Source organism: Streptomyces sp. NBC_01485, assembly GCF_036227125.1.
Lineage (GTDB): Bacteria > Actinomycetota > Actinomycetes > Streptomycetales > Streptomycetaceae > Streptomyces.
This window is the reverse complement of the sequence record NZ_CP109435.1, coordinates 5419235-5441189: the sequence shown is the minus strand read 5'-3', so window position 1 is coordinate 5441189 and position 21955 is coordinate 5419235. Positions and strand designations below refer to the sequence as shown.

Below are 21955 nucleotides of genomic sequence, written 5' to 3'. Positions count from 1 at the left end.
GTTTCGTCAGCCATGTATGGGACTTCCCACTCAACGCAGCGACCACAACGCGTTGTGACGCCGGTCATATGCGTCCAATTACCAATGCGTTAAACGGCACTTCACATGCCGGTGAACACCTTCACTCCGCCCTCGGTACCCCGGTGGGTTTGCGCTTGTTCAGCGCTTATGCGCCCAACTCCACTACATGAAAGGCGCGTTGACAATTGATCCACTCGGTACGGAGGGTGGCCCGCTCGGCCATCGTTGTTTCCACGGCCACCGCGTCTTGATACGTCGTCACAAACGTTCATGATCACGGTGGCCGTACTCATGCCCGCACCCGCCCCGGCAGCACGCCGACCAGCGCAGACGCTGGAACTACAGCTGCCGTGACTGTTCTCCACAGCCACGTTTCCTCCAGACAGCAGCAACTCAGCGCCAGATCAACGCCGTTGACCATTTTCGTATCACCTCACCTGGGAGGATCCGGCCCCCGGGAACCCCAAGACCCTCGGCGTCCCGCGAGCGCGGCGGCACGTTATCGTCTGGCGAGATCACGCAGGGTGTAGTGGGGAGCGAAACGTGCGCGGTGCAGGGCGGCTGCCATTGCCGATAGCGGTGGACAACGAGCGCTGGGTGAGCGTGGCGGCGGAGCGGACCGTTCTCGGCGTGGTCCACAACATCACGTCCGCGACCCGACTGCTCGACCTGCTCACCGCGTTCGAGGGCGACCGGCGCGTCCAGACGGTCTTCACCTGTACCGAATCGTCCACTCTGGACGAAGGAACCCTTGAATTCTTCACCTCCCGGGGAATGCTGCACATACCTTGGGAAGAAGCAACGATTCACAAATTCGACATGGCGATCGCCACAAGCCGCGGCGGAGACCTGCACCATCTGAAAACACCGTTGATCGGCGCACCGCACGGTTCGGGATATAATAAACAATTGCAGCGGGAAGCGGGAAGCGGGAAGCGGGAAGCGGGAAGCGGGAAGCGGGAAGCGGGAAGCGGGAAGCGGGAAGCGGGAAGCGGGAAGCGGGAAGCCTTCGGCCTGACGCCCGAATGGTTGATGCATGAGGGACGGGTCATACCGTCGGCGATCATTCTCTCTCACGATGAGCAACGCGAACGGCTGGCCGTCAGTTGCCCTCAAGCTGTCGCAGTGAGCGTGGTCGCGGGTGATCCGTGTTTCGATCAACTGCGAGCGAGCGTTCCGTTCCGTGAGGACTACCGGCGAGCCCTGGGAATCCGTCCGGACCAGAAACTCGTCGTGGTCTCGTCCACGTGGGGACGCGGATCGATCCTGGGGTCGGACAGAAGCGACGCGGACGTCCTCCGTCGCGCCCTTGCGGAACTGCCGGTCGATGAAACCCGTGTTCTGGCGGCGATCCACCCGAACGCCTTCTACGGCCACGGCGCCTGGCAGCTACAGAACTGGCTGGCGCCGCTCACGGAGCACGGGCTGCTGCTTCCGATGCCGGACACGGAAACCTGGAAGTCCGCGCTCATCGCGGCAGACGGAATCCTTGGCGACCACGGCTCTTTGACCATGTACGGAATCGCGTTGGGAATTCCCACGATCCTGGGTGCTTTCGCGGAGTCGAAGGTGGCCCTTCAGTCCCCCATGGCTCGTCTCGGTGAGATACTTCCCCGGCTTTCCGCTCACCGGCCTTTCCTCCCGCAGATCGAGGAAGCGGCCTCAGCCCAGCGCAACAGCGCGGAACTGCGTCGGCTGCGCGAGACCGTGACGTCACGGCCCGGGGAATCGGCCGTCCTGCTACGGCGCCTGTTCTATCAATGGCTCGAACTTCCCGAGCCCGTGACACCCGCCAGGCCACGACTGGTGCCCGTGCCCTCCGCCGTGCCGGTCGGACTGTCCTCCCCCGTACAGCGTCCGGTGTACGTGTCGGTCGCCTCCGAAGAGGGCCGGACCACGGTACGCCGCTATCCCGCGCCCATGCAGCGCCGCACCATGGAACGGCATCTGGCGGGGACACACCTCGTGGCGGACATCGACGACCCGGACGCCGCCTGGCCCCGCTCCGCGGACGTACTGCTTCTCCCGCTCGGTCGACCGCACCACGCGGCCGGGACGGTGAGCTGGGAGAACATCGCAGCGCGCCACCCCGGGTGCGCGTTGCTCGCCGTCGAGGAACCCGAGGACGGCTGCCTGGCGCTGCTGCGGGACGGCGTACGCCTGCGCGCCCGCTGGTGTGGCGAGCGCCCCTCGTGGACGTCGGCCGCCATCGCGGCCTCGGTGGTCCACGACCACGCGATGGCCACCATGAGCGGCCCCGGCCCGGCGTGCGTCCAGGTGGCGATCGGCCCGAAGCCCGAAACCGGCCTACCCGACGTCACCGGCCTACCCGACGTCACCGGCCTACCCGGCCTCACCGGCCGACCTGACGCCACCGGCCGACCCGACGTCACCGTCCTATCCGGCCTCACCGGTCTACTCGACGTCACCGTCCTGTGAACCGTCCCCGTCCTGTGGCCGGTCACCGTCCTGTGGCCGGTCACCGTCCTGTGGGCCGTTCTCGTCGGCCGTCCCCGATCCGTCGGCAAGGCGCTGGTCCGCCTCCTGCGCCCGCAGGCTGTTCGCCTCGCGGAACAGCTCGCCCGCCGTGACCCAGTCCAGCGTCGCCCGTGCGCGGTCGCCCCGCGCACTCAGCAGATCCCCCCTGAGCAGGAGGATCCCGGCCCGCTGGTACGGCGGACCGTTCACGGTCATGATCTCGATCGCGTCGTCGAGCGCCCGCACGGCCTCGTCCGGCTGCTCGGCGGCTCGCCGGCTCTCGGCGTACCGGGTCAGGGCACGGGCCTCGTTGTAGGGGTCGGGCACCGGCAGGTCCGCGAACTGTTCGCGGGCGGAGCGCAGTTCCCGGGCCGCCTCGTCATGACGTCGCAGATCGGTGCAGGCCACTCCCCGGTGGAGGGCGAAGAGGGCTCGGCCGCGCTTGTGGTCGATGCCGTTCAGCGCGTCCAGCCCCAGGGCGTAGTAGTCCAGGGCGACGGCGGGATTGCCCAGTCCGCGTTCCACCAGGCCGAGTCCCTCCAGCACGCTGGACTCCGTCCGCCGCTGGCCTTCGGTGGCACTGCCGTCGGCCGGACGGACGAGTTCGAGCGCGCGCTCGAAGCACTCGCGGGCCGCCCGCGGATCACCCTGGTGTGTGCTCCACCGATCGAGACGAGCGAAGCCGAGCTCGAAGTGCATCCGGGCGATGGCCTGTTGGTCGCGGCATTCGTGGGCCGACTTCAGCGCCAGTTCGTGCGTCGAGATCCAGGGAGTGTGCAGGCCGCATTTCAGGTGGAACGTGTGCAGCCCCTGGGCCAGCCGCCAGGTCTGGTCGTGCCGGCCCTTCTCGTGAGCGAGGCGTACCACGTTCTCCAGGCTCTCGCGGCGTCGCTCCAGACCCGCGATCACGGCCGGCGCGTCAACGGTCCCCGTGGGCGCGTAAGCCGCGTACGTACCTGCCGGATCATGCCGGTGGCGGGAGGACAGAGCCGCCTCCGCGCGTTCCGCGAACTCCAGGTAGTGCGCGATGATCCGGTCCAGCACCGCCTCGCGGACCTCGGCCGGTTCGTCGGCGAGGGCGCACGCGAGCGCGTGGTCGTGGACGATGTGGTGGCACACCCGGTAACCGCCGCTCCCGGTCGGCTCGATCAGGTTCGCGGCGGTCAACTGCCGAAGAACCCTGTTCCGCGCGGCGGTGTCCAGGTCCGGGAGCATGGCCCGTACGACATCCGCCTCGAACTCCTCGGCGGGGTGCAGGCCGATGCAGCGGTAGAGATGCGCGGCGTCCGGGGCGAGACCGCGATAGCCGGGGTCCAGAGCCGCGGAGATCTCGTCGTCCGTGTCGAGCACTTCCATTCTGGTCGTCCGGTCGGACAGTTCGGCCGCCAGCTCCCGCACCCTGCCGGCATGGCCGACGGCCAACTGCGCCCCGGCGATGCACAGCGCGAGAGGGAGACCGCGGCACCCGTCGGTGATCAGGTCCAGTTCCCTCTCGTACGCCGCCGCGTCGTCTCCGAGCCTGCCGACGCCGACCAGCAGCTTCCGGCTGTGTACGGGATCCAGGGGGCCCATCGCGAACGGCTCCGCACCGACGGTGCGGACGAGTTGAGGCAGCCGGGAGTGGCTGGTGATGAGCACCACGCTGCCCGGCGTGCCCGGCAGCAGCGGTTCGACCTGCGAGGCGACCACGACGTCCTCGAGCAGCACGACGATCGGGCCACGGGCGGCGAGTCTGCGGAAGTACTCCGACCGGTCACCGGGGCCGGCGGGCACGTCACCCGCCGGGACTCCCAGTTCACGGAACCAGCGCTCCAGGACCGCCGAGGGCTCCGGCAGGTTGCCCCAGGCGTCCCTGCCGAGCGACGCCCGCAACTGAGGCCCCGCCAGGTCGCTTTGGTGTCGGCGCAGCCACTCGCGCGCGACGGACGACGTCCCGATACCCGGCACACCCAGCAGGTACAGCACGGTGGAAACCCCGGCGGCCCGGCGCTCCGCCCACACGGCGTCCATCCGCAGGAGCAAGTCGGCGTTGTTCTGGTAGTGGTTCGTCGGCGACAGAGCGATTCGGGGCACCGGCGCCGAAACACCCGAAGCACCCGGAACGGCCGGAGCGCCCGGAGCGGCCTGCCGTGGGGCTGACGGGCCCCCGTCGTAGTAGTGGTTGTAATGGTTGTACACATTCGACACCTGCGTGTGACCGCCCACCACCAGGGTGCCGTTGGTGACAGTGTTCCCCGCCTCGGCGTGCAGGTCCCTCAACTCGCCTGCCAGGGAGGGCTGTTCCGTGAGCAGTAGGTCGAGTTCGCCGCTCACGAGCCGTTCGATCGCCGCTGCCGAGTTCGCCGCGCCGGCCTCGTCGCCCCTCTCACGGGCCAGGACCAGATCGCTTCGCAACTCTGTGAGCCCTACGAGGAAGACGTCCTCCCGCTCCCGCCCGCCCCGCCCGAGGAACGCCCCCACCCGCGTCTTCAACGCGGTATACGCGTCGTTGCCGATCGCCCCTGCCACGGCCATCGCGACGGACGCGGCCAACTGCCCCAACTCCACTCCTGCCCAACCCCCTTGAACAGCCCCGAACCGGCCCGTCCACACTATCGGCTCCCGATCGGCGCACAGAAGATCTCACCCACCCGTCCCCGACATCGCCTTCAGCGAACCGCACAGCCCCACGAGCCTTCCCGCATGTGGCGTGGATCACATCCGGAGGAAAACCCGCGGCCCTGCTCGGGCGTCTAGCGGGTGTGAGATCAGTGAGGGCAGCGCTGCACGAGGTGGACGAGGAGCGTCTCGTCCGGCTGGTGGCGAAGGGCGACCGTGCCGCGTTCGAGGAGTTGTACCGGCGTACGTCGCCGTGGATGGCGGTGCGGCTGCGCCGTCGTTGCGCGGACGAGCAGGTCGTCGCCGAGGTCATGCAGGAGACGTATCTGTCGGTGTGGCGTGCGGCGGGCGCGTTCGCGGGGGCCTCGGTGGGCGGGACGGCCGTCGGATGGCTGTGGACGATCGCGGCACGCCGCCTCGTCGACGCCTTCCGGCGGAGGGCCCACCATGCCGAGCCGCCGCCGGCCGCCGCTCCCGCCCACGCGGCGCCCGCCGCCGAGGAGGAGGCGCTCGCGGCGACCGTCGGCGGTGACGTCGGGGACGCGCTGCGGTGCCTCGCGCCGGAGCTGAGACAGGTACTGCAGGCCATGGTGCTGGACGGGCTGTCCGTCCGGGAGACCGCGGTCCTGCTCGGGCTGCCCGAGGGCACGGTCAAGACCCGTGCCCGCCGGGCCCGGATCGCGATGCGGAGGGCGCTGGCATGAGTGTGGAACACGCGGCGACGCGGATCATCGAGGGGTACGCGCGCGGCGACACGGACCTCGCCGTCGACGAGGTGTGGGCCCTGGAGGCCCATCTGGAGGCGTGCCGGGGGTGCCGTGACCGGCTGTCCGCCGCTGTCGGGGCCGAGGCGCCCGCCGTGGCGGCGCTGGTCGGCACCGTGTGGTCCGGCCTCGAACCCCGGGTCGCCGTCACCGCGACGATGCCGCGCGGACGGCGCTGGTCGGCACGGCTGTCGAGGTGGCTGACGCCCACGATGGCGCCGTGGCTGGCCATGGTCGTCGGCGTGACGCTGCTCGCCCTGCTGCTCGACCTCGTCGACACCGGCTCCGGCTCCGGCTCCGGCCCCAACCTCGTCTCCGGCTCCGGCTCCGGAGGGGTGTCGCTGGTGCTCCTGTTCGCGCCGGTCCTGCCCGTGCTCGGCGTCGCGGCGTCCTGGTCGCGCGGTCTGGACCCGGCGTACGAGCTGACGGCCTCCGTGCCCAGGGCCGGGCTCTATCTGGTGCTGCGGCGCACCGCGTCCGTGCTCGGTGTGGTCGTCCCCGCGCTGCTGGTGGGCGGATGGGTGACGGGGGTGATGGTGGCTCAGTGGCTGCTGCCCTGTCTGGCCTTCACGGCGACGACGCTGGCGCTCGGCGGTGTCGTCGGGGTGACCCGCGCCGCCGTCGCGCTGGCCGCCGTATGGGCCGCCGTGATCGTGGCGCCGACCCTGGCCGACGGCCGTACGACGTTCGCCCTGCAGACGGACGGGCTGCCCGTGTGGGGGCTGATCCTCGCGCTCGGCGTCGGTGTCGTGATCGCCCGCAGAGGCGCGTACTCCGTGCTGGGAGCCCATCGATGACCATCGGAAACGTCGGAAACATCGGAAACATCGGAAACATCGGGAAGAACATCGGAAGGGAAGCTGACATGACGTCCCCTGTGAGCGCGGCCGACATCGCGCCGACTGCCTACGCCTGGGAGATCCAGGCCACCGGGCTGAAGGTCAGGGTCGGCAGGAAACGGATGGCCGTCGACGGGCTCGACCTGTCGCTGGGCACCGGCGTCCACGGACTCCTCGGCCCCAACGGGGCGGGCAAGACCACCCTCATCCGGGCGCTGGCCACCGTGCTGCGCCCCACCGAGGGCGGCCTGGAGCTGCTCGGCGAGTCCGTGGGCGGCGTGCGCGGCGTGAGCGGTATGGGCGGCGCGGGCGAGCACCGTGCGCTGCGCCGTCGGATCGGCTATCTGCCGCAGGAGTTCGGCTACTACAAGCGCTTCACCGTGCGTGAGTTCGTCGAGTACATGGCCTGGCTGAAGGAGGTGCCGAAGTCGGACATCCCCGCGGCGGTGCAGCGCGCCGTGGAGCGGGTGGGTCTGGCGGACCGCGCCGACGACAGGATGAAGGCCCTGTCGGGCGGCATGGTGCGCAGGGTCGGCATCGCCCAGGCCATCGTCAACGACCCGGCGATCCTGCTCCTCGACGAGCCGACGGCCGGCCTGGACCCGGCTCAGCGGCTGCGCTTCCGCGAGCTGCTCCAGGAGTTGGGCACGGACACCTGCGTGGTCGTCTCGACCCATCTGGTGGAGGACGTCGCCGCCGCCTGCACCGACGTGGTGCTCTTCGCCGAGGGACGACTGGTCTTCCAGGGCACCCCCGACGAACTGGCCGCGGTGGGCGGCTCCGAGCACGAGGGCGACAGCCCCCTGGAGCGCGGCTACTCGGCGCTGCTCCTCAACCCCGAGCAGGGAAGGGGCACTTGGTGAACGTCCGTGTCCTGCGTATCGAGCTGAGGCGCTCCGTCGCCCCGTGGGCCGGCGCCGTGGTCCTGACGGCGGCGCTGGCGTTCCTGTACCTGCCGGACTCCGCGTGGTGGCGGGGCACCACGGCGTGGACGGCCCAGTGGACGTCCATGGCCCTGTGGACCCGCTCCCTGCTGTTCTACCTGTGGCCGCTCACCGTGGGGCTCGGGGCGCTCCAGGGCCTGCGCGACCACCGCTCGAGGATGTCCGAGCTGCTGACGAGCACGCCGCGCCCCGCCTGGCACCGCGCGGCCACGACGGCTGGCACGACGGCGATCACGCTGACCTCGGCTTTCGGGCTCCTCGTCCTCGTGGGCGGGGTCCAGGTGCTCGCCCACACCGAGTACACGCACCTCGGGTGGCTGCCGATCTCGCTGGTGGGGGCGCTCTTCCTCGTCGCGGGGGCCGTGCTGGGCATGGGGGCCGCGCGGGCCCTGCCGTCCGCGCTCACCCCGCCCGCGCTGGCCATGGGCGCCTTCGTGTTCACGGCCCTCATGTACATGTCGTTGGGCCGGACGGAGACGACCACGGCGACGGGGGTCCCGATCACGGAGCCGAACCGGGTCTCGCTGCTGTCACCGGCGGTGGAGGAGGTGCACAACGTGCTCGTCACGCTCTCCGCCTCCGTGCACGTCGGGCAGACGATCTGGCTGCTCGGCATGGCCGCGACCGGTTTCGCGCTGCTGGTCGCCGCGACCCCGCGCACCCGGCTGCTCGCCCTGACGCCCGTCCTGGCGGGCGCGGCGCTCGCCCTGCTCGTCCTCCCCTCCGACCCGCGCCGGATGTACGTCGTGGACGAGGCCGCCGCGGAGCTGGTGTGCGACGGCCCGGTGTGCGTGACGAGGACTCAGCAGGCGCGACTCGCCGACCTCGCGGAGCCCGGCCGGAAGGCGCTGCGCCTGCTGCACGGCGCCCTGGGCGGCCAGGCGCCGGTCTCGGTCCGGGAGAACACCGCCGTACTGCCGGACGGCGCCACGCCACGGTGGTCCCGCGAGACCCTGCTCTTCGACTTCGACGACGACATCATCGCCGCCGCCGCGAAGGGCGAGGAACTGACCCGGGCGCTGATCGCCAAGGGCATGGTGCCGGGGTGCTCCCCCGCAGGCTGGGGCGACACGGCGGGAGACGACGTCGCGCAGACCGTCGCGGCGGGCTGGGTCCTCGGGGACCTCGAGCCGCTCGACGGAACCGTCCAGGCTCCGGGTGCCCGGACCATGGCCGAAGCCGGCTCGGTGTGGAGACAACTCAAGGCGCTACCGCGGGCGGAACAGCTCTCACGGATCAACGCGATGCGCGCCGCCGCGCTCTCCTGCGAGGGCGACGCGTTCGACGTGCTGTCCGGCGGTGCGTCCCGGTGAGATGGCTGACGCTGTACGCACGCTCGCGCCAGATACCCGCGTCGCTCGCCGCGCTGGTGATCAGCGCGGTGGCGGTGTGGGCACTCGCCCGGGACGGGGGCGGGGGCGGGGTGCCCGGTGATCCGCGGCTGCCCGTGCTCGTCCTCGCCACGGGGGCGATGGCGGCCTCGACCGGGCTCAGCGGGCAGGACCTCGCCCTGGACCGGACGGCCGCGATCCGCTGGGCGCCCCGCCGAGCGGCGCACGTGCTGCTCGCGGGCGCGGTCGTCGCCGCGGTGCTGCTGACGGTGCAGACCATGGGCGAGCCCATGGCCACCACCGCGTTCGTCGTCCGGGACAGCGCGGGCCTGACGGGCCTGATCGCCCTGGGCGCGGCGCTCACGGGCGGCCAGTACGCCTGGACACTTCCGTTCACCTGGCTCTCGTTCACGTTCTTCGCCCCACCCCCGACGACCACGCCGATGCGGATCGCAACCTGGATGCTGCTACCCCCCGACACGGCAACGGCCACCTGGACGGCCCTGACCCTCCTGCTCACGGGCACAGCGGCCTACGCCGTGGCGGGCCCTAGACGGTGACCGGGCCGGCGGAAGGACAGGATCTCGCTGGTCGAGGCGGCCGCCGAGCCGCGGGAGACGGACTGCCGACGAGCCGCAAGAGAACGACTGAAGACCAGCGAAAGGCCAGCTCAGGAACTCAAGACAGGCCTCGTACCAGTGACAATGCTCTGATACACGTGGCTGCGGATCCGTTCCCCGTGAGCAGAGGACATCCCGTGGTCAAGAAGTGCAAGGTCGTAGCAGCCGGTGGCGTCGCCACGAAGAGCGTGGCCCTCGGGGGCGAGTGATGCGACTCCCCCGCCCGTTGGGCATCTCGGGCCCCTCTCTCTGGCTGCCCGCCGGGCGGCAGAGCGCGCAGGAGGCCGTCGCACTGGATCTGGTCGACCTCGAGACCGTCGGCGAACTGGGCTACGACCACCTCCCGGTGGCCGACCTCGCACCGCCCGAGATGGCGGTCGAGGCGGGCCGTGGCGCGCTTGCTGCGGCCGGTGTGGACGCCCGTGCCGTGGGCTTGGTCCTGCACGCCTGGATCCACTACCAGGGCCACGACCTGTGGTCCCCCGCACACTTCATCGCCGACCGGCTGGGCGCCGACGGCGCCGTGCCCGTCGGCGTCCAGCAGGTGTGCAACGGCGGTGCGGCGGCCGTGGAGCTGGCGGCCGCCCGGCTCTTCGTCGAGCCCGGTCTCGGCCACGCCCTGGTCACCACCTCCGACGCCTTCCTGGATCCGGGCTTCAACCGCTGGGGCGGGGACTACGGCATCGCGTACGGCGACGGGGCCACCGCTCTCGTCCTGCACCACCTTCCGGACAGCGAGGGCGACGAGGGAGGCAGGCCGGCCGACCTGGTGCTGCACTCCGTCTCCACGGTGGCCGCGCCGCGGCTGGAGCGGATGCACCGCGGGGACGACCCGTTCAGCCCCGCCGCCCGCTCCCTCGGGCCGCGGGTCGACATCCGCCGCACCAAGAAGGCGTTCCTGCGGGCGGAGGGTATGGAGGCGTTCACCGAGGCGAGTGCCGCGGCGCTGCGGTCGGCGTTGGAGTCGTGTCTTGCGGACGCCGGCATGGCGGCCACGGGCGATCAGCCGCTGCGCTACGTGGTGGCACCGCGGCTCGGCCGCCGGACCATCGACCTGGCGTACGCCCCGCTGCTGGCGAAGCTCACCGGGGCGGAGCTGCTGCGGCCCGGCGCCGACACCGGGCTCTGGGCGCCGGTGACACCGCGGCCAGCCTGGCGGACCTGCGCACCCGGCGGATGCTGGGACCCGGCGAGTACGCGCTGGTGGTGAGCGCCGGCGCCGGGTTCACCTGGTCGTGCCTGCTGGTGAGCGGAGGCTGACACCGAGCGCCGTCCCACCCGTGGGACGGGTCCGCGGGCCGATGTGGACCGCGGACCCGCGTGTCCCGTAAGGCCACGGGCCGGTCGGCTCAGCCGATCGGCTGCATGGTCGGCGTCCGGCGGTGGACCGCGCCGCGCACCGTCCTCTGCTCCGGCTGGCATACCCGGCCCCGGTCCGCAGGACCGGACCGCGGCCGGTCCAGGGACGACTCGCCGCGCAGAATGTCCTGCTCCGTCTGGACCAGGAACGGCGAGGGCTCCAGGCCCAGTTCCTCCACCAGACGGGCGCGCAGCCGCCGCATGACGGCGAGCGACTCCGCCCGCCGGCCGCATCGGTACAGCGCGAGCATCAGGTGCCGGTGGAAGTTCTCGTGCAGCGGGTGGCGGGCGGTGAGCTCGGTGAGCTCCGGCACCAGCGTGTGGTGCGCGCCGCGCTGGAGATCGGCGTAGATCCGGTGCTCCAGCGTGCACAGCAGGGACTCGTCCAGATGGACGATCCGGGCACCGAGCAGCTCGCCGGCCTCCACGTTGACGAGTGCGGGCCCGCGCCACAGCGCCACGGCCTGGTGGAGCAGGTCGGATCCCTGCACGAAGTCGCCGCGCTGGACCGCCGCGTTGCCGGCCTCGGCCAGCATCTCGTACTCCGTCAGGTCGATCGCGACCAGCGACGTGTCGCTTCAGAAGATCCGCAAGGCCCTGGCCACGCTGAAGCGGTTCGGCGAAGTCGAGCACCTGTCGAGTTAGCGCACGGCCTTGCCGACGCGTTCCGCGATCACCAGGGTGCTGGCCACCCACAGCACGCCGGTCAGACCGAGCATCGGGACGGTGGCCGCGGTCAGCACGTATCCGGCGATGGTCCACGCCCAGAAGCGGCGGCTGCGGTCGGCCAGTGGTCCCGAAGCCAGACGCAGTCCGAGAGCGGCGGCCTCGCCCGCCCCCGTGACCACCCGATGTGCCATCCGAGCGCGTCCTTGACCAGCCGGGCCCCGGTGATCCGGTTCTGTGCGCCTGCGTGCTTGCCCACCGGCAGGTCTTTGGTCCAGCGGAAGCGGACCCGGCCCACCTTGGGAATGTTGGCCATGCCCCAGCGTCGGTGCACGCGGACGATGTTGAGGTCACGGCCCTGCGGGATGTCCACCGACATCACCGACCGGAACCGGCCCTTGAAGTTCGGTGCGTCCGCCCGCCCTTCCCAGCAGTTCTTCCACGCCTGGAAGTACGTCTTGAGGACCGCTTGCGCGGCCTGGGCGGGGAGGACTGCCAGGAAGTCGATGTCCTGACGGGCTTGCCGGATCGCGGCGTCCGCGTGTCCGAGCGTCCGCTTCTCCTTCGGCATCATCTGCCACCACGCGTGCAGACAGTTCCACATCGTGCGGGCGGCGTGCGCCTGGTCGTCTGTCTTCAGCACCTCGGCAGGCGACAGCGCAAGCCGGGCACGGTGCCCGAACTGCCGCTTGACCAGGGTGTCGTGATTCACAGCCGGGAGTTTAGCATTGGTTTATGTCACCGCGCTGGAACCCTAATCCCGATGTCAGAACCGGTCGCCATGTTGTCTACAACCTGCACGTTCACTTGGTTTTTGTCACGAAGTACCGGCGGAAGGCGTTCACCGACGCCATGCTTACCCGCACCGAAGAGATCATGCGGGAGGTCTGCGACGACTTCGAGGCCGAGCTGAAACAGTTCAACGGCGAACAGGACCACATCCACCTGCTCGTGCACTACCCGCCCAAAGTCCAGCTCTCCAAGCTGGTCAACTCCCTCAAGGGCGTCAGCTCGCGCCGACTCCGCCAGGAGTACGACGCGCATGTCCGCCGGTACCTGTGGGGCGGACACTTCTGGTCCGGCTCCTACTTCGCCGGATCATGCGGCGGCGCACCGCTCACCGTCGTCCGCCAGTACATCGAGAACCAGCAGCGACCCACCTGACCCTCACCACGCAGACGCAGAGAACTCCGGCGCTTCGCGCCTCCGTGCCTCACCTCCGCCCTAAAGGACGGAGCACTGCGCAAGATCAGAGGTAGACGAAGTCCATCAGCAGACTGACGCCCCCGAACACCAACACGAACCGCCACGCCGAAAGCCCTCGGGCAGGTCCGTCCGACGGTTCGGGCGTGGCAGACGTGTTGCGGGCGTGCCTCACGAATTCCTCCCGGGCGTGTCGCGTGCCTGGCAGGCCGGACATGGCCTCCTGAACACCGGCCCACCTCCCGGTGGCGCTCTCATCCTCGCCGGACGAATCCGGCAGGCGCATCCTCTCTCGACACGCTGAAGCGGTCAGGCGCCGAGGTGGGCGCAGGACGCTCTCCCGCGCCTGCCGGACGAGCGTGGCGGGGTTCGCGCTCAGTCGGCCCGTTCGGTGGCCTGGTCGTACTCGCCCGTCTCCGGAGGCAGGGCCGCAGACGGAGCGAGGCTGCGGCGCTCCTGAGCGTGGGCGTAACCCGTCAGACCGACCAGTACGGCCAACAGCACGGCCGAGGAACCCGCCGTACCGAGGTCGAGACCGCCCTTCGCGACCGGCTTGGTCAGGAAGTCACCGGCTGTCGCGCCGAGCGGGCGGGTCAGCACGAAGGCGATCCAGAAGAGCAGCACGTTCGGCACGACGGGCGCCCTCATCAGGGCCACCAGCACCAGCAGGACACCGGTCACCAGCGCCGCCCCGCCCGCGTAGCCGAGGCCTGAACTGTCGGACAGGAAGTCGCCCATCGAGGTGCCGAGGGTGTTGGAGACGAGGATCGCCGACCAGAACAGCACCTCGCCGCGGAAGCTGACGATGTCGCGGATGACGAACGTCATCCCGGTCAGCTTCCAGACGGCGAAGATGACGACCAGGATCGAGATCAGGATCGCCGCGCCCGTCGGGTATCCGAGGCCGAGGCCCTGGGGTCCCCAGCCCAGCGAAGTGGCGCCGCTCGAGAGGTACTTGGTGCTGGCGTCGCGGTTCATGAAGTCGGACATCGTGGTACCGGCCATGCTGGTCGACAGGATGACCGTCCAGTAGAAGAACGGGTTGTAGCGGCGGGAGCGTAGCTGAACGACCAGGGTCACCACGAAGAGCAGGAACAGGGCGATCGTGGTGAGGAAGTAGCCGAGCTTCAGGGTCTGGGCGAAGAGGTCGCCGGCCGTCTCGCCCAGGGTCGTCGCCGCGACTTTCATGATCCAGAAGGCGAGGGTGACCTCGGGCAGTTTCTTCATCACCGACCTGGCCGTGGTCGCGGCTCGTTGCTGCCGGGCGGCAACGTCTAAGTCGGTGAGGACTTCGGGGTTCTCCATGGTCGGACACTCCTGTTCGTGGGGGGTGTGAAAGGGGACCCGTCTCCGCGCGACGGGCGCCCTGCGACACACGGGTCGACCGCGAGGCCGACCGTGGTGTCCGACCTTGTCGGTGATCGCCTGAACGCTTCCTGAACGTCTTCGGAACCGTTCAGGCCGCCTGCCGCGTCACGCGCCCGGGGTCCGCGACGTCCTTGCGGGTCACGGCCAGGTACACCACCAGCCCGAGGATGACGGCCAGGAAGAGCCCGCTGGTGATGACAGTGCCGAAGCCGAGGCCGCCGTCGCCGGTCGGCTGGGAGAGGTAGTCGCCGATCGAGGCGCCCAGCGGGCGGGTGAGGACGTAGGCGATCCAGAAGCTCCACACCGCGTCCAGGCCCAGCGCGAAGTGCGCGACCGCGACGGCGCCGATGGCCAGGGCGAACAGGATGGCCGCGAGCCAGTAGCCGAGGTCCATGCGCTCGGAGACCAGGTCGCCGGCCGCGGTGCCGAGGGCGAACGTGAACAGTACGGCTAGCCAGTAGAACGACTCACGGCTGGTGGTTTCGATGCTGTGGATCGACAGGGTCCGCTCACGCCGGTACCAGACGACGAAGACGACCGCGAGGAGGAGCGCGAAGACCGTGGTGGTCGTCTCCAGCGGTACGCCCATGTTGTCGGTGAGGTTGTCGCTGATCAGCGTGCCGACGACGCTGACGAGGGCGACAGCCAGCCAGTAGACGCCCGCGCGGTAGGCGGTGGTACGGAACTGCACGACGAGAACGACCGCGAGCAGCGCGCTCATCAGGACCGACACACCGGCCAGGCCCAGACCGGCTTTCTCGTTGAGCAGGTCCGCCGCTGTCTCGCCGACCGTCGTGCACAGCACCTTGATGATCCAGAAGTAGGCGGTGACTTCGGGGACCTTGTTCCAGTGCAGGCGGTGGGAAGGGCGGGCGGAGGCGCTCGTACCCGGTTCGGCTTCTGGTGTCTCGGAGAGTTCGTAGGTCATGGGGCGGGACACTGCCAGCGGTTGCCTGAACGCATCCTGACTGCCGCGTGGCTTTCCCGGCCCGCCGGGTCCGGCCTGATCACGATGGGCCGATGCACACCCGCGCCGCGTCCTGGCTGCGGCACCGGCTCGGCCGCGCCGTCGTCCTCGCCTACGCCCTCGCCCTGCTCATGCCCGGACCCGGCCTGTGGCTGCGCCGCCCCCATGCCTTACCACTACCGCCGACGCACCTGGCCCTGCACGCCGCACCGGTCCTGCTGTCCCTGGTGCTGTTCTCGGCCGGGCTCCAGGTACCCGTCCGCGCGCTGGGCCGCCTGCTGCGGCACCCGAAGGCGCTGCTCGCCGGGCTCGTGCTGCACCTGGTGATCCCGCTGGCGGTCGTCCCGTTCGTCGCGTTCCTGCTGCGGCGCACCCCCGACACCGACGGGGGCAGCGGACTGCTCACCGCGATGATCCTCGTCGTGGCGATGCCCGTCGCCGCCGGGGCCACCGTATGGACCGACAAGGGCGACGGCGACCAGCCGACGATGGTGGGCCTCGTCCTGGCCTCCACCCTCCTCAGCCCGCTCACCACCCCCTTGCTGATGGCGACGCTGTCGCCGCTGCTCAGCGGCGGCTACGCGCACACCCTCGCCGCCACCGGCCGGCTGGCCGAGGGCGGATTCGCCCTCACCGCCGTGGTCCTTCCCTGTGCGGCGGGCCTGCTTGGCGCGCTCGTCCTGCCCGCGCGCCCGCTGCACCGCCTTCAACTGACGGTGACGCCCTTGGCCCTGGCCGGCTCACTGCTGCTGACCTACGTCAACGCAAGCGGCGCCCTCGGCTCCGTCCTGGCCCGGCCCCGCCCGCTGCTGTTCGCCGCGGCCCTGGCCGTGGCCGCGCTGGTCTGCCTGCTCTCCTTCGCCCTCGGCCGGGCCGCCGCCCGCGTTCTGCGGCTGGAGGCGGGTACCGCCTCGTCGCTCACGCTCGCCTGCGGCATGAACAACAGCAGCGCGAGCGCGGTCCTGATCACCGCTTCCCTGCCCGACAAACCGCACCTGCTGCTGCCGGTCCTCGCCTACGGGCTACTGCAGAAGACCGCCGCGAGCCGCATCGTCACCCGCCTCCGGCGCGACCCCGCCCCCACAGCAGGCCCCTGAACGATGCTCAGCCGCCGCCCGCCGGGCCGGCCTCCTCCTGCCGTACGGGGACGGGGACGAGCAGAGTGAACGTGGCAGGACCGCTGCCGGTCGGGGAGAGGCTGCCGCTCATCGGTTCAGTCCACGCCGGGCCGGGCGAGGCCGTGGTCGTAGGCGAAGATCACGGCCTGGACGCGGTCGCGGGCGCCGATCTTGGCCAGGACGCGGCCGACGTGGGTCTTGACGGTGGACTCGGACAGGACGAACCGGGTGGCGATCTCGCCGTTGGTCCAGCCCTTGCCGACGGCGACGAGGATCTCGCGTTCGCGGTCGGTGAGGGAGCGCAGTCCCGGGTCCTCGGCGGTGCCTGCGCGGTGAGCGGGGACGTAGCGGCCGAACTCGTCCAGGAGGCGGCGGGTGAGGGCGGGCGCGATGACGGCGTCTCCCACGGCGACGGCGCGGATGCCGGCGAGGAGCTCTTCGGGGCGCGCGTCCTTGAGGAGGAAGCCGCTGGCTCCGGCGCGGATGGCGGCGTGGACGTACTCGTCGAGGTCGAAGGTGGTGAGCACGAGGACGCTCGAGCGGCCGCCGGCGGCGACGATGCGGCGGGTGGCCTCGATGCCGTCCATGCCGGGCATGCGGACGTCCATCAGAACGACGTCCGGGCGCAGTTCGGCGGCCTTGCGGACGGCCTCGGCGCCGTGGGCGGCCTCACCGACGACGTCGGTCTCGGGGACGGAGTCCAGGAGCAGGTGGAAGCCGTAGCGTTGCAGCGGCTGGTCGTCCACGATGAGCACGGTGGTCACCGGGCACCGCCCTGGGGCGTGAGGTCGAGGACGGCCCCGACGCTCCATCCTCCGCCGCCCGTCGGCCCCGCGCTGACGGTTCCGCCGTACAGAGCCGCTCTCTCCCGCATGCCCACCAGACCATGTCCTTCCTCGTTAGGCGGTCCGGCCGGTGCGGCCGGGCCGGTGTCCTGGACCTGGATGTTCAGCCGGTCGTCCGCGAAGAGGATCGCCACGTGCACCCTGGTGTCGGTGTCGGTGTGCTTCAGGGTGTTGGTGAGGGCTTCCTGGACGATGCGATACGCCGTCAGTTGCACGCCGCCGTCCAGGGCGTCCACATCGCCGGAGGTCCGGTAGACGACCTCCAGTCCGGCGGCGCGCACCTTGGCGCACAACGCTTCGACGTCCGGGATGCCGGGCTGTGGGCTGAGTTCGGGCCCGCCGGGTGGACCGCCCCCGGCGTCGCGCAGCACGCCGAGCACGCGCCGCAGTTCGCCGAGGGCCTGCCGGCCGGTGTCGCCGATGAGCTGGAGGGCCTCCTTGCCGCGTTCGGGAGCGGTGTCGGTGGCGTAGGCGCCGGCATCGGCGAGGGTGATGATGACGGACAGGTTGTGGCCGACGATGTCGTGCATCTCGCGGGCGACCCGGGTGCGTTCGGTGGCCGTGGCCAGCCTGCTGCGCTGGTCGCGCTCGATCTCCAGCCGGGTGGCCCGGTCCCGCAGTCCGGCGAGCTGAGCCCGCCGGATCCGTACCATCAGGCCGAGCGCGAGCGCCGCGGTCGCCGTGCTCAGCAGGAAGAACAGCGCGTCCCAGACGGACACCGCCGACGACACCCGTACGGCGACCAGCACCATGGCGGCCGCCATGGCCGCGCAGGCCCACGGCAGCTGCCGCAGCCACCCGTGCAGGGCCAGGCTGTACAGGGCGATGAACAGGGCGACGTCCGCGCGCAGCGCAGCGCCCAGGGACCACTGGAGGACGAACACCGCCGTGATGGCGGCGAACGCCACGAGGGGTCTGCGCCGCCGCCACAGCAACGGCAGCACCAGTCCGGCCTGGAAGGCCAGCATTCCCGCGACGGGCAGCTGGGTGAAGGCCAGGCGGAACCTGCGCGGGCCGTCGCCGTCGCCGTCGCCCATCCCGCCGTGGAGGAGGTCGGGCAGGCAGAACAACAGGAAGACCAGGACGACGACCGCGGTGTCCAGCACCCACGGGTGTGTCCGGTCGGCCTGCCGCAACCGCCGGCCGCCCCGGGAGAGCCGGGCGACCAGCGGTCCCATCCCGCTGAGGTCATCGGTGGTCACGGGCGTCACCTGTCCATGGTGCAGGTGTCAGACGTCTCCACGGTGCAGGTGTCAGACGTCGCTGCGCGCGAGCCGGTACGCCGCGCCGCCCAGCGCCAGCGCCGTCCAGCTGAGGAAGACCAGCAGCCCGGCGCCCGGCGCCAGCGTCGTGGCGTCGTGGGTCAGGGCGAACATCGCCTCCCCCGCGTTGGACGGCAGGTAGGGGCTGATGTCGTCCTGCCAGGAGCTCGGCAGCAGGGAGACCAGTCCCGGGATCAGCATCAGGGTGGCCACCAGCACCGAGATCCCGCCGGCCACCGAGCGCAGCAGCGCGCCCAGGGCGGTGCCGATCACCCCGACGAGGCCGAGGTAGAGGCCGGCGCCCAGCAGGCTTCGTACGGCTCCGGCGTGCGTCAGGCTCATCGCGGCGGGCGTGCCGGAGACGATGCCGCTGCCGAAGCCGAAGGCGACGAACGCGCCGAGAGTGCCGACCACCAGCGCGACCAGCCCGAACACGGCCGCCTTGGACCACAGCACGGGCAGCCGGCGCGGTACGGCCGCGAGCGTGGAACGGATCATGCCGGTCGAGTACTCGCCCGCCGTGACCAGCACGCCGAGCACGCCCAGGGCCAGCTGGGCGAAGTTCGTGCCGAACAGGGACAGGCTCACCGCTGTCGACCGGGCGAAGTCCCGGTCCATGTGACCGGAGCCGATGCCGGACCGGTAGCGGCTCGAGGCGATCAGCCCGAAGGCGACCAGGAACAACAGGCCGAGGCCCAGCGTGATCCAGGTCGAGCGCAGGGACCACAGTTTGGCCCACTCCGAGGACAGCACGCGCCGTCCGGTCACCCGGTAGACGGGGCGGGCGGGCGTGATCCGGGGTTCCTCGGCGGTTGCGGTGAGGGTGCTCATGCGGGCCTCCCAAGGGTCTCGGCCGCGGTCGTGGAGCCGTGGTACTCCACGGCATCCCTGGTCAGGTCCATGAACGCCTCCTCCAGCGACACCGTCCGCGCGCTCAGCTCGAACAGCGCGATCCCGTGCTCGGCGGCCTTCAGTCCGATCTCGCGGGCGGTCAGCCCGGTCACCCGCAGTTCCTCGGAGCCGATCCGGCCGGTGACGTCGACGCCCGGCCCCGCCAGCACGTCCCGCAGCCGCGCCGGGTCCTGCGTCGCCACCTGCACCGTGTCCCCGCCCGCCTCGCGGATCAGGTCCGCCACGGTGGTGTCGGCGAGCAGCCGCCCGCGTCCCACGACGATCAGGTGGTCCGCCACCAGGGCCATCTCGCTCATCAGGTGCGAGGACACGAAGACCGTGCGGCCCTCGTCGGCGAGCCCCTTGAGCAGGTTGCGGATCCAGAGCACACCCTCCGGGTCCAGCCCGTTGACCGGCTCGTCCAGCATCACCGTCTGCGGGTCGCCCAGCAGGGCCGCCGCGATGCCCAGCCGCTGGCCCATCCCGAGGGAGAAGGCGCCGGCCCGCTTCTTCGCCACGCCGCCCAGTCCGGCGAGGCCGATGACCTCGTCGACCCGGCGGGCCGGAATCCCGTGGGTCAGCGCGAGGGCTCTGAGGTGGTTGTACGCCGAGCGGCCCGGGTGGATCGACTTCGCCTCCAGGAGCGCGCCGACCTCCTGCAGCGGAGCCTGATGGCGGGCGTAGTGGTGGCCGTTCACGGTGACGGAGCCGCTCGTGGGGGCGTCCAGGCCGACGATCATGCGCATGGTCGTGGACTTGCCCGCGCCGTTGGGCCCCAGAAAGCCGGTCACCGTTCCCGGCTTCACGGCGAAGTCCAGCCCGTCGACGGCCGTCTTCTCGCCGTACCTCTTGGTCAACTGCCGTGAGTCGATCATTCGCGTTCTCCCTGTCGGGCTTTGGCGTCCGTCGCTTCCGACGCCACACCCGCCACGTTAAGTGCCGAATCACCCCAATCCGGTGGTACCGGGAGGCTGAACCGCGCCGTGGGCGTGGTACCGCGGTACTACGCGACCACCGGCGGCGCCGTCCGTGTCCGTCGCCGCCGGGGCGGGTGCGATGTACACGCGCAGGCCGGCCACCTGGTGCGGGGTCCAGGAACGGGCGTAGCCCGGCGGGTCGGCGCCCGGCGCCACGAGAGTGGCGGCGGGCTGCCGTCGGGCGGTCCGCCGGATGCCGGCCGCAGTGGTGCTGGCGTCGTGGCCTCCGGTCGCCGCGGACGCGCAACCGGCGTAGTAGGCGATCGGGACGTAGTTCTCCCCGGTGACCAGACAAGGCGGACGGACCCCCAGCCGGCGCAGCCCGGCGGCGACGGCGGCCCACTCGCGGTGGGCGGCGGTGGTGCGCCGCACGGTGTCCGCCAGCACCACGAGTTGCGCGGCCAGATGCCCGGCCAGAGTGAGCGTCAGCAGCGCCACGGTCAGCGGCCGACGGATCCGTCCGGGCGCCCGGACCAGGTGCGCCAGAAGATCGGCGACCGGAACGGCGAGCAGCGCGTAGGCGGGCAGCAGGAAGCGGGGTGCCGCGTAGCCGATCATGAAGAGGTACGGGAAGGCCGCCGAGGCGGCGCAGGCCAGCGGTACCAGCGTGCTCGCGGGCCGCCGGGCACGGATCGCGACCACGGCCGCGAGGGCGGCGAGCAGCGGCAGGACGTACCACCACAGGGTCTCCAGGACAGGGGGCGCGGCGCTGGTGCACGGGCGGCACAGCGTACGTCCGCCCAGGGCGCTCAGTTGGTCTCCGACCGCGATGTTCCAGCCGAGGCCACCCTGGATGCGGGACGCGTCGGACAGGCGTTGCGCCAAGCCGCCGTAGGAGACGTACGCCTCGATCACCCACTCGGCCGCCCCGGCCGCGAGGCCGCCGACCAGCGCCACCATCAGCGCGGGCCGCCACCGCCGTACACACACCAGCACGACGAGCAGGGGCAGGGTCGCCCAGACCGCGTCCGTGGGGCGCGTCAAGGCCATCAGGGCCGCGCTCAGGCCCACGCCCCACAGGGCCGCGCGGTCGAAGCGGTTCGCCTGGGCGCGCAGGAAGCAGCCCGTGCCGGCCAGGGCGCCGACGGCGACCCAGTAGTTGGGCATGGCCTGCGGGCCGTAGAACAGCGTCACCCACAGGGTGGCGAACAGGGCGCCCGCGGTCGCGAGCACCTGGGCGGGGAAGACGCCCCGCCAGGCGCGGAGCGCGAGGAAGAGGGCGAAGCCGGACAGGACGGCCAGGTAGATCCGCAGCAGCACGGTGGACGACGACCAGGCGGCGACCGGCGTCACCAGCAGCGGGACGCCGCGGGCGCGCGGGGCACTGAAGAACGCGGCCGGGGCGTGGGAGGCGACCTGGCTGACATAGACCGACTCGTCCCAGCCGAGGCCCAACACCGGTCGTACGAGAAGGAGTTGGGCCAGAGTGAAGGCGCCGGCCACGACCGCGAGTGCCACCTCGCCGCGGAATCGAGGGGCGAGGCGAAAAGGTGTCGGCGGGTCGGGGCTGCGCGGGCCGGTCGAGACGACCGAGGCGCTGTCCGTCGCTTGCGGGCTGTCTCTCATCACTGACCCCTTACTCCGACGGACCGTAGGGTCAACGCTGACGCCTCGGATCGGCGCTTCCCTACCCGCTGTAAGGTTTCAGTCATGGTCGGCAGGGGCCTGCGGGGCAGAGCCGGACGGCGTAACGCCGGTGAGCCG

At 71.1% G+C, this 21955-nt stretch carries 18 protein-coding genes and 1 pseudogene; 9 read left to right on the top strand and 10 right to left on the bottom strand.

The genetic code is table 11. The features are described 5' to 3' along the window. Window positions 1–564 precede the first annotated feature (564 nt). The gene (locus tag OG352_RS24635; protein ID WP_329219840.1) at window positions 565–2460 is read left to right on the top strand and encodes a hypothetical protein; all 1896 of its coding nucleotides are present in this window, start codon (window positions 565–567) and stop codon (window positions 2458–2460) included. Here OG352_RS24635 and OG352_RS24630 read toward each other — a convergent pair. Next, window positions 2437–5040, bottom strand: a complete 2604-nt coding sequence (locus OG352_RS24630) for a hypothetical protein (RefSeq protein ID WP_329219839.1) — start codon at window positions 5038–5040, stop codon at window positions 2437–2439. The genes OG352_RS24635 and OG352_RS24630 overlap by 24 nt on opposite strands. A gap of 209 nt (window positions 5041–5249) precedes the next feature. On the opposite strand from OG352_RS24630, the gene OG352_RS24625 reads away from it, so the two are divergent. The 6 genes from OG352_RS24625 (at window position 5250) to OG352_RS24600 (ending at window position 10805) form a co-directional block, all read left to right on the top strand. Beyond that, window positions 5250–5801: an RNA polymerase sigma factor gene (locus OG352_RS24625; RefSeq protein ID WP_329219836.1), complete on the top strand. Its 552-nt coding sequence runs from the start codon at window positions 5250–5252 to the stop codon at window positions 5799–5801. Continuing rightward, on the top strand, window positions 5798–6658 hold the full coding sequence (locus OG352_RS24620; RefSeq protein ID WP_329219835.1) for a zf-HC2 domain-containing protein: 861 nt from the start codon (window positions 5798–5800) through the stop codon (window positions 6656–6658). The genes OG352_RS24625 and OG352_RS24620 overlap by 4 nt, the downstream gene beginning before the upstream one ends. Before the next feature lie 68 nt (window positions 6659–6726). After that, on the top strand, window positions 6727–7563 hold the full coding sequence (locus tag OG352_RS24615) for an ABC transporter ATP-binding protein (RefSeq protein WP_329219833.1): 837 nt from the start codon (window positions 6727–6729) through the stop codon (window positions 7561–7563). Beyond that, window positions 7560–8957 (top strand): hypothetical protein, encoded by a 1398-nt coding sequence (locus OG352_RS24610; protein ID WP_329219832.1) that lies wholly within the window; start codon window positions 7560–7562, stop codon window positions 8955–8957. The genes OG352_RS24615 and OG352_RS24610 overlap by 4 nt, the downstream gene beginning before the upstream one ends. Then, window positions 8954–9535 (top strand): hypothetical protein, encoded by a 582-nt coding sequence (locus OG352_RS24605; RefSeq protein WP_329219830.1) that lies wholly within the window; start codon window positions 8954–8956, stop codon window positions 9533–9535. Before OG352_RS24610 ends, OG352_RS24605 begins: the two co-directional genes overlap by 4 nt. Before the next feature lie 268 nt (window positions 9536–9803). Beyond that, window positions 9804–10805 (top strand): 3-oxoacyl-ACP synthase, encoded by a 1002-nt coding sequence (locus OG352_RS24600; RefSeq protein WP_329219828.1) that lies wholly within the window; start codon window positions 9804–9806, stop codon window positions 10803–10805. 139 nt (window positions 10806–10944) lie between these two features. On the opposite strand, the gene OG352_RS24595 is transcribed toward OG352_RS24600, so the two are convergent. Both OG352_RS24595 and OG352_RS24590 read right to left on the bottom strand, forming a co-directional pair. Continuing rightward, the gene (locus tag OG352_RS24595) at window positions 10945–11490 is read right to left on the bottom strand and encodes an AfsR/SARP family transcriptional regulator (protein ID WP_443072327.1); all 546 of its coding nucleotides are present in this window, start codon (window positions 11488–11490) and stop codon (window positions 10945–10947) included. A gap of 308 nt (window positions 11491–11798) precedes the next feature. Beyond that, window positions 11799–12332: pseudogene (locus tag OG352_RS24590) on the bottom strand (RNA-guided endonuclease TnpB family protein); the annotation flags it as partial. A gap of 23 nt (window positions 12333–12355) precedes the next feature. On the opposite strand from OG352_RS24590, the gene tnpA reads away from it, so the two are divergent. Then, window positions 12356–12784 carry an IS200/IS605 family transposase gene (gene tnpA, locus OG352_RS24585; RefSeq protein ID WP_329216173.1) on the top strand — a complete coding sequence of 143 codons (429 nt, stop codon included), beginning with the start codon at window positions 12356–12358 and terminating at the stop codon, window positions 12782–12784. A gap of 414 nt (window positions 12785–13198) precedes the next feature. Here tnpA and OG352_RS24580 read toward each other — a convergent pair whose 3' ends face one another. Together OG352_RS24580 and OG352_RS24575 are read right to left on the bottom strand one after the other, a co-directional pair. Continuing rightward, entirely contained in the window at window positions 13199–14128 is a 930-nt protein-coding gene (locus tag OG352_RS24580) for a COG4705 family protein (RefSeq protein WP_329219827.1), read from the bottom strand. Between the two features lie 151 nt (window positions 14129–14279). Beyond that, window positions 14280–15119: a COG4705 family protein gene (locus tag OG352_RS24575; protein WP_329219826.1), complete on the bottom strand. Its 840-nt coding sequence runs from the start codon at window positions 15117–15119 to the stop codon at window positions 14280–14282. Window positions 15120–15211: 92 nt separating this feature from the next. Here OG352_RS24575 and OG352_RS24570 point away from each other — a divergent pair, with 92 nt between their 5' ends. Further along, window positions 15212–16255, top strand: a complete 1044-nt coding sequence (locus OG352_RS24570; RefSeq protein ID WP_329219825.1) for a sodium-dependent transporter — start codon at window positions 15212–15214, stop codon at window positions 16253–16255. A 116-nt stretch (window positions 16256–16371) separates the two neighbouring features. On the opposite strand, the gene OG352_RS24565 is transcribed toward OG352_RS24570, so the two are convergent. The 5 genes from OG352_RS24565 to OG352_RS24545 all read right to left on the bottom strand — a co-directional run bounded on the left by OG352_RS24565 (window position 16372) and on the right by OG352_RS24545 (window position 21817). Further along, a complete protein-coding gene (locus OG352_RS24565) occupies window positions 16372–17040 on the bottom strand; it encodes a response regulator transcription factor (protein ID WP_329219823.1) in 669 nt (222 codons plus the stop codon). Then, a complete protein-coding gene (locus OG352_RS24560) occupies window positions 17037–18323 on the bottom strand; it encodes a sensor histidine kinase (protein ID WP_329219822.1) in 1287 nt (428 codons plus the stop codon). Before OG352_RS24560 ends, OG352_RS24565 begins: the two co-directional genes overlap by 4 nt. Window positions 18324–18374: 51 nt before the next feature. Continuing rightward, window positions 18375–19214 (bottom strand): ABC transporter permease, encoded by an 840-nt coding sequence (locus OG352_RS24555; RefSeq protein ID WP_329219821.1) that lies wholly within the window; start codon window positions 19212–19214, stop codon window positions 18375–18377. Further along, entirely contained in the window at window positions 19211–20149 is a 939-nt protein-coding gene (locus OG352_RS24550; protein WP_329219820.1) for an ABC transporter ATP-binding protein, read from the bottom strand. The genes OG352_RS24555 and OG352_RS24550 overlap by 4 nt, the downstream gene beginning before the upstream one ends. 69 nt (window positions 20150–20218) lie before the next feature. Continuing rightward, window positions 20219–21817, bottom strand: a complete 1599-nt coding sequence (locus OG352_RS24545; RefSeq protein ID WP_329219818.1) for a hypothetical protein — start codon at window positions 21815–21817, stop codon at window positions 20219–20221. Between the last annotated feature and the right edge of the window lie 138 nt (window positions 21818–21955).

Excerpts from the sequence above, each read along its gene's own strand:
- OG352_RS24580 (WP_329219827.1), bottom strand. The coding sequence starts at position 14,128 with ATGGAGAACCCCGAAGTCCTCACCGACTTAGACGTTGCCGCCCGGCAG.
- OG352_RS24615 (WP_329219833.1), top strand. The coding sequence starts at position 6,727 with ATGACGTCCCCTGTGAGCGCGGCCGACATCGCGCCGACTGCCTACGCC.
- OG352_RS24575 (WP_329219826.1), bottom strand. The coding sequence starts at position 15,119 with ATGACCTACGAACTCTCCGAGACACCAGAAGCCGAACCGGGTACGAGC.
- OG352_RS24600 (WP_329219828.1), top strand. The coding sequence starts at position 9,804 with ATGCGACTCCCCCGCCCGTTGGGCATCTCGGGCCCCTCTCTCTGGCTG.
- OG352_RS24550 (WP_329219820.1), bottom strand. The coding sequence starts at position 20,149 with ATGATCGACTCACGGCAGTTGACCAAGAGGTACGGCGAGAAGACGGCC.
- OG352_RS24595 (WP_443072327.1), bottom strand. The coding sequence starts at position 11,490 with ATGCTGGCCGAGGCCGGCAACGCGGCGGTCCAGCGCGGCGACTTCGTG.
- OG352_RS24570 (WP_329219825.1), top strand. The coding sequence starts at position 15,212 with ATGCACACCCGCGCCGCGTCCTGGCTGCGGCACCGGCTCGGCCGCGCC.
- tnpA (WP_329216173.1), top strand. The coding sequence starts at position 12,356 with ATGTCACCGCGCTGGAACCCTAATCCCGATGTCAGAACCGGTCGCCAT.
- OG352_RS24545 (WP_329219818.1), bottom strand. The coding sequence starts at position 21,817 with ATGAGAGACAGCCCGCAAGCGACGGACAGCGCCTCGGTCGTCTCGACC.
- OG352_RS24555 (WP_329219821.1), bottom strand. The coding sequence starts at position 19,214 with ATGAGCACCCTCACCGCAACCGCCGAGGAACCCCGGATCACGCCCGCC.
- OG352_RS24620 (WP_329219835.1), top strand. The coding sequence starts at position 5,798 with ATGAGTGTGGAACACGCGGCGACGCGGATCATCGAGGGGTACGCGCGC.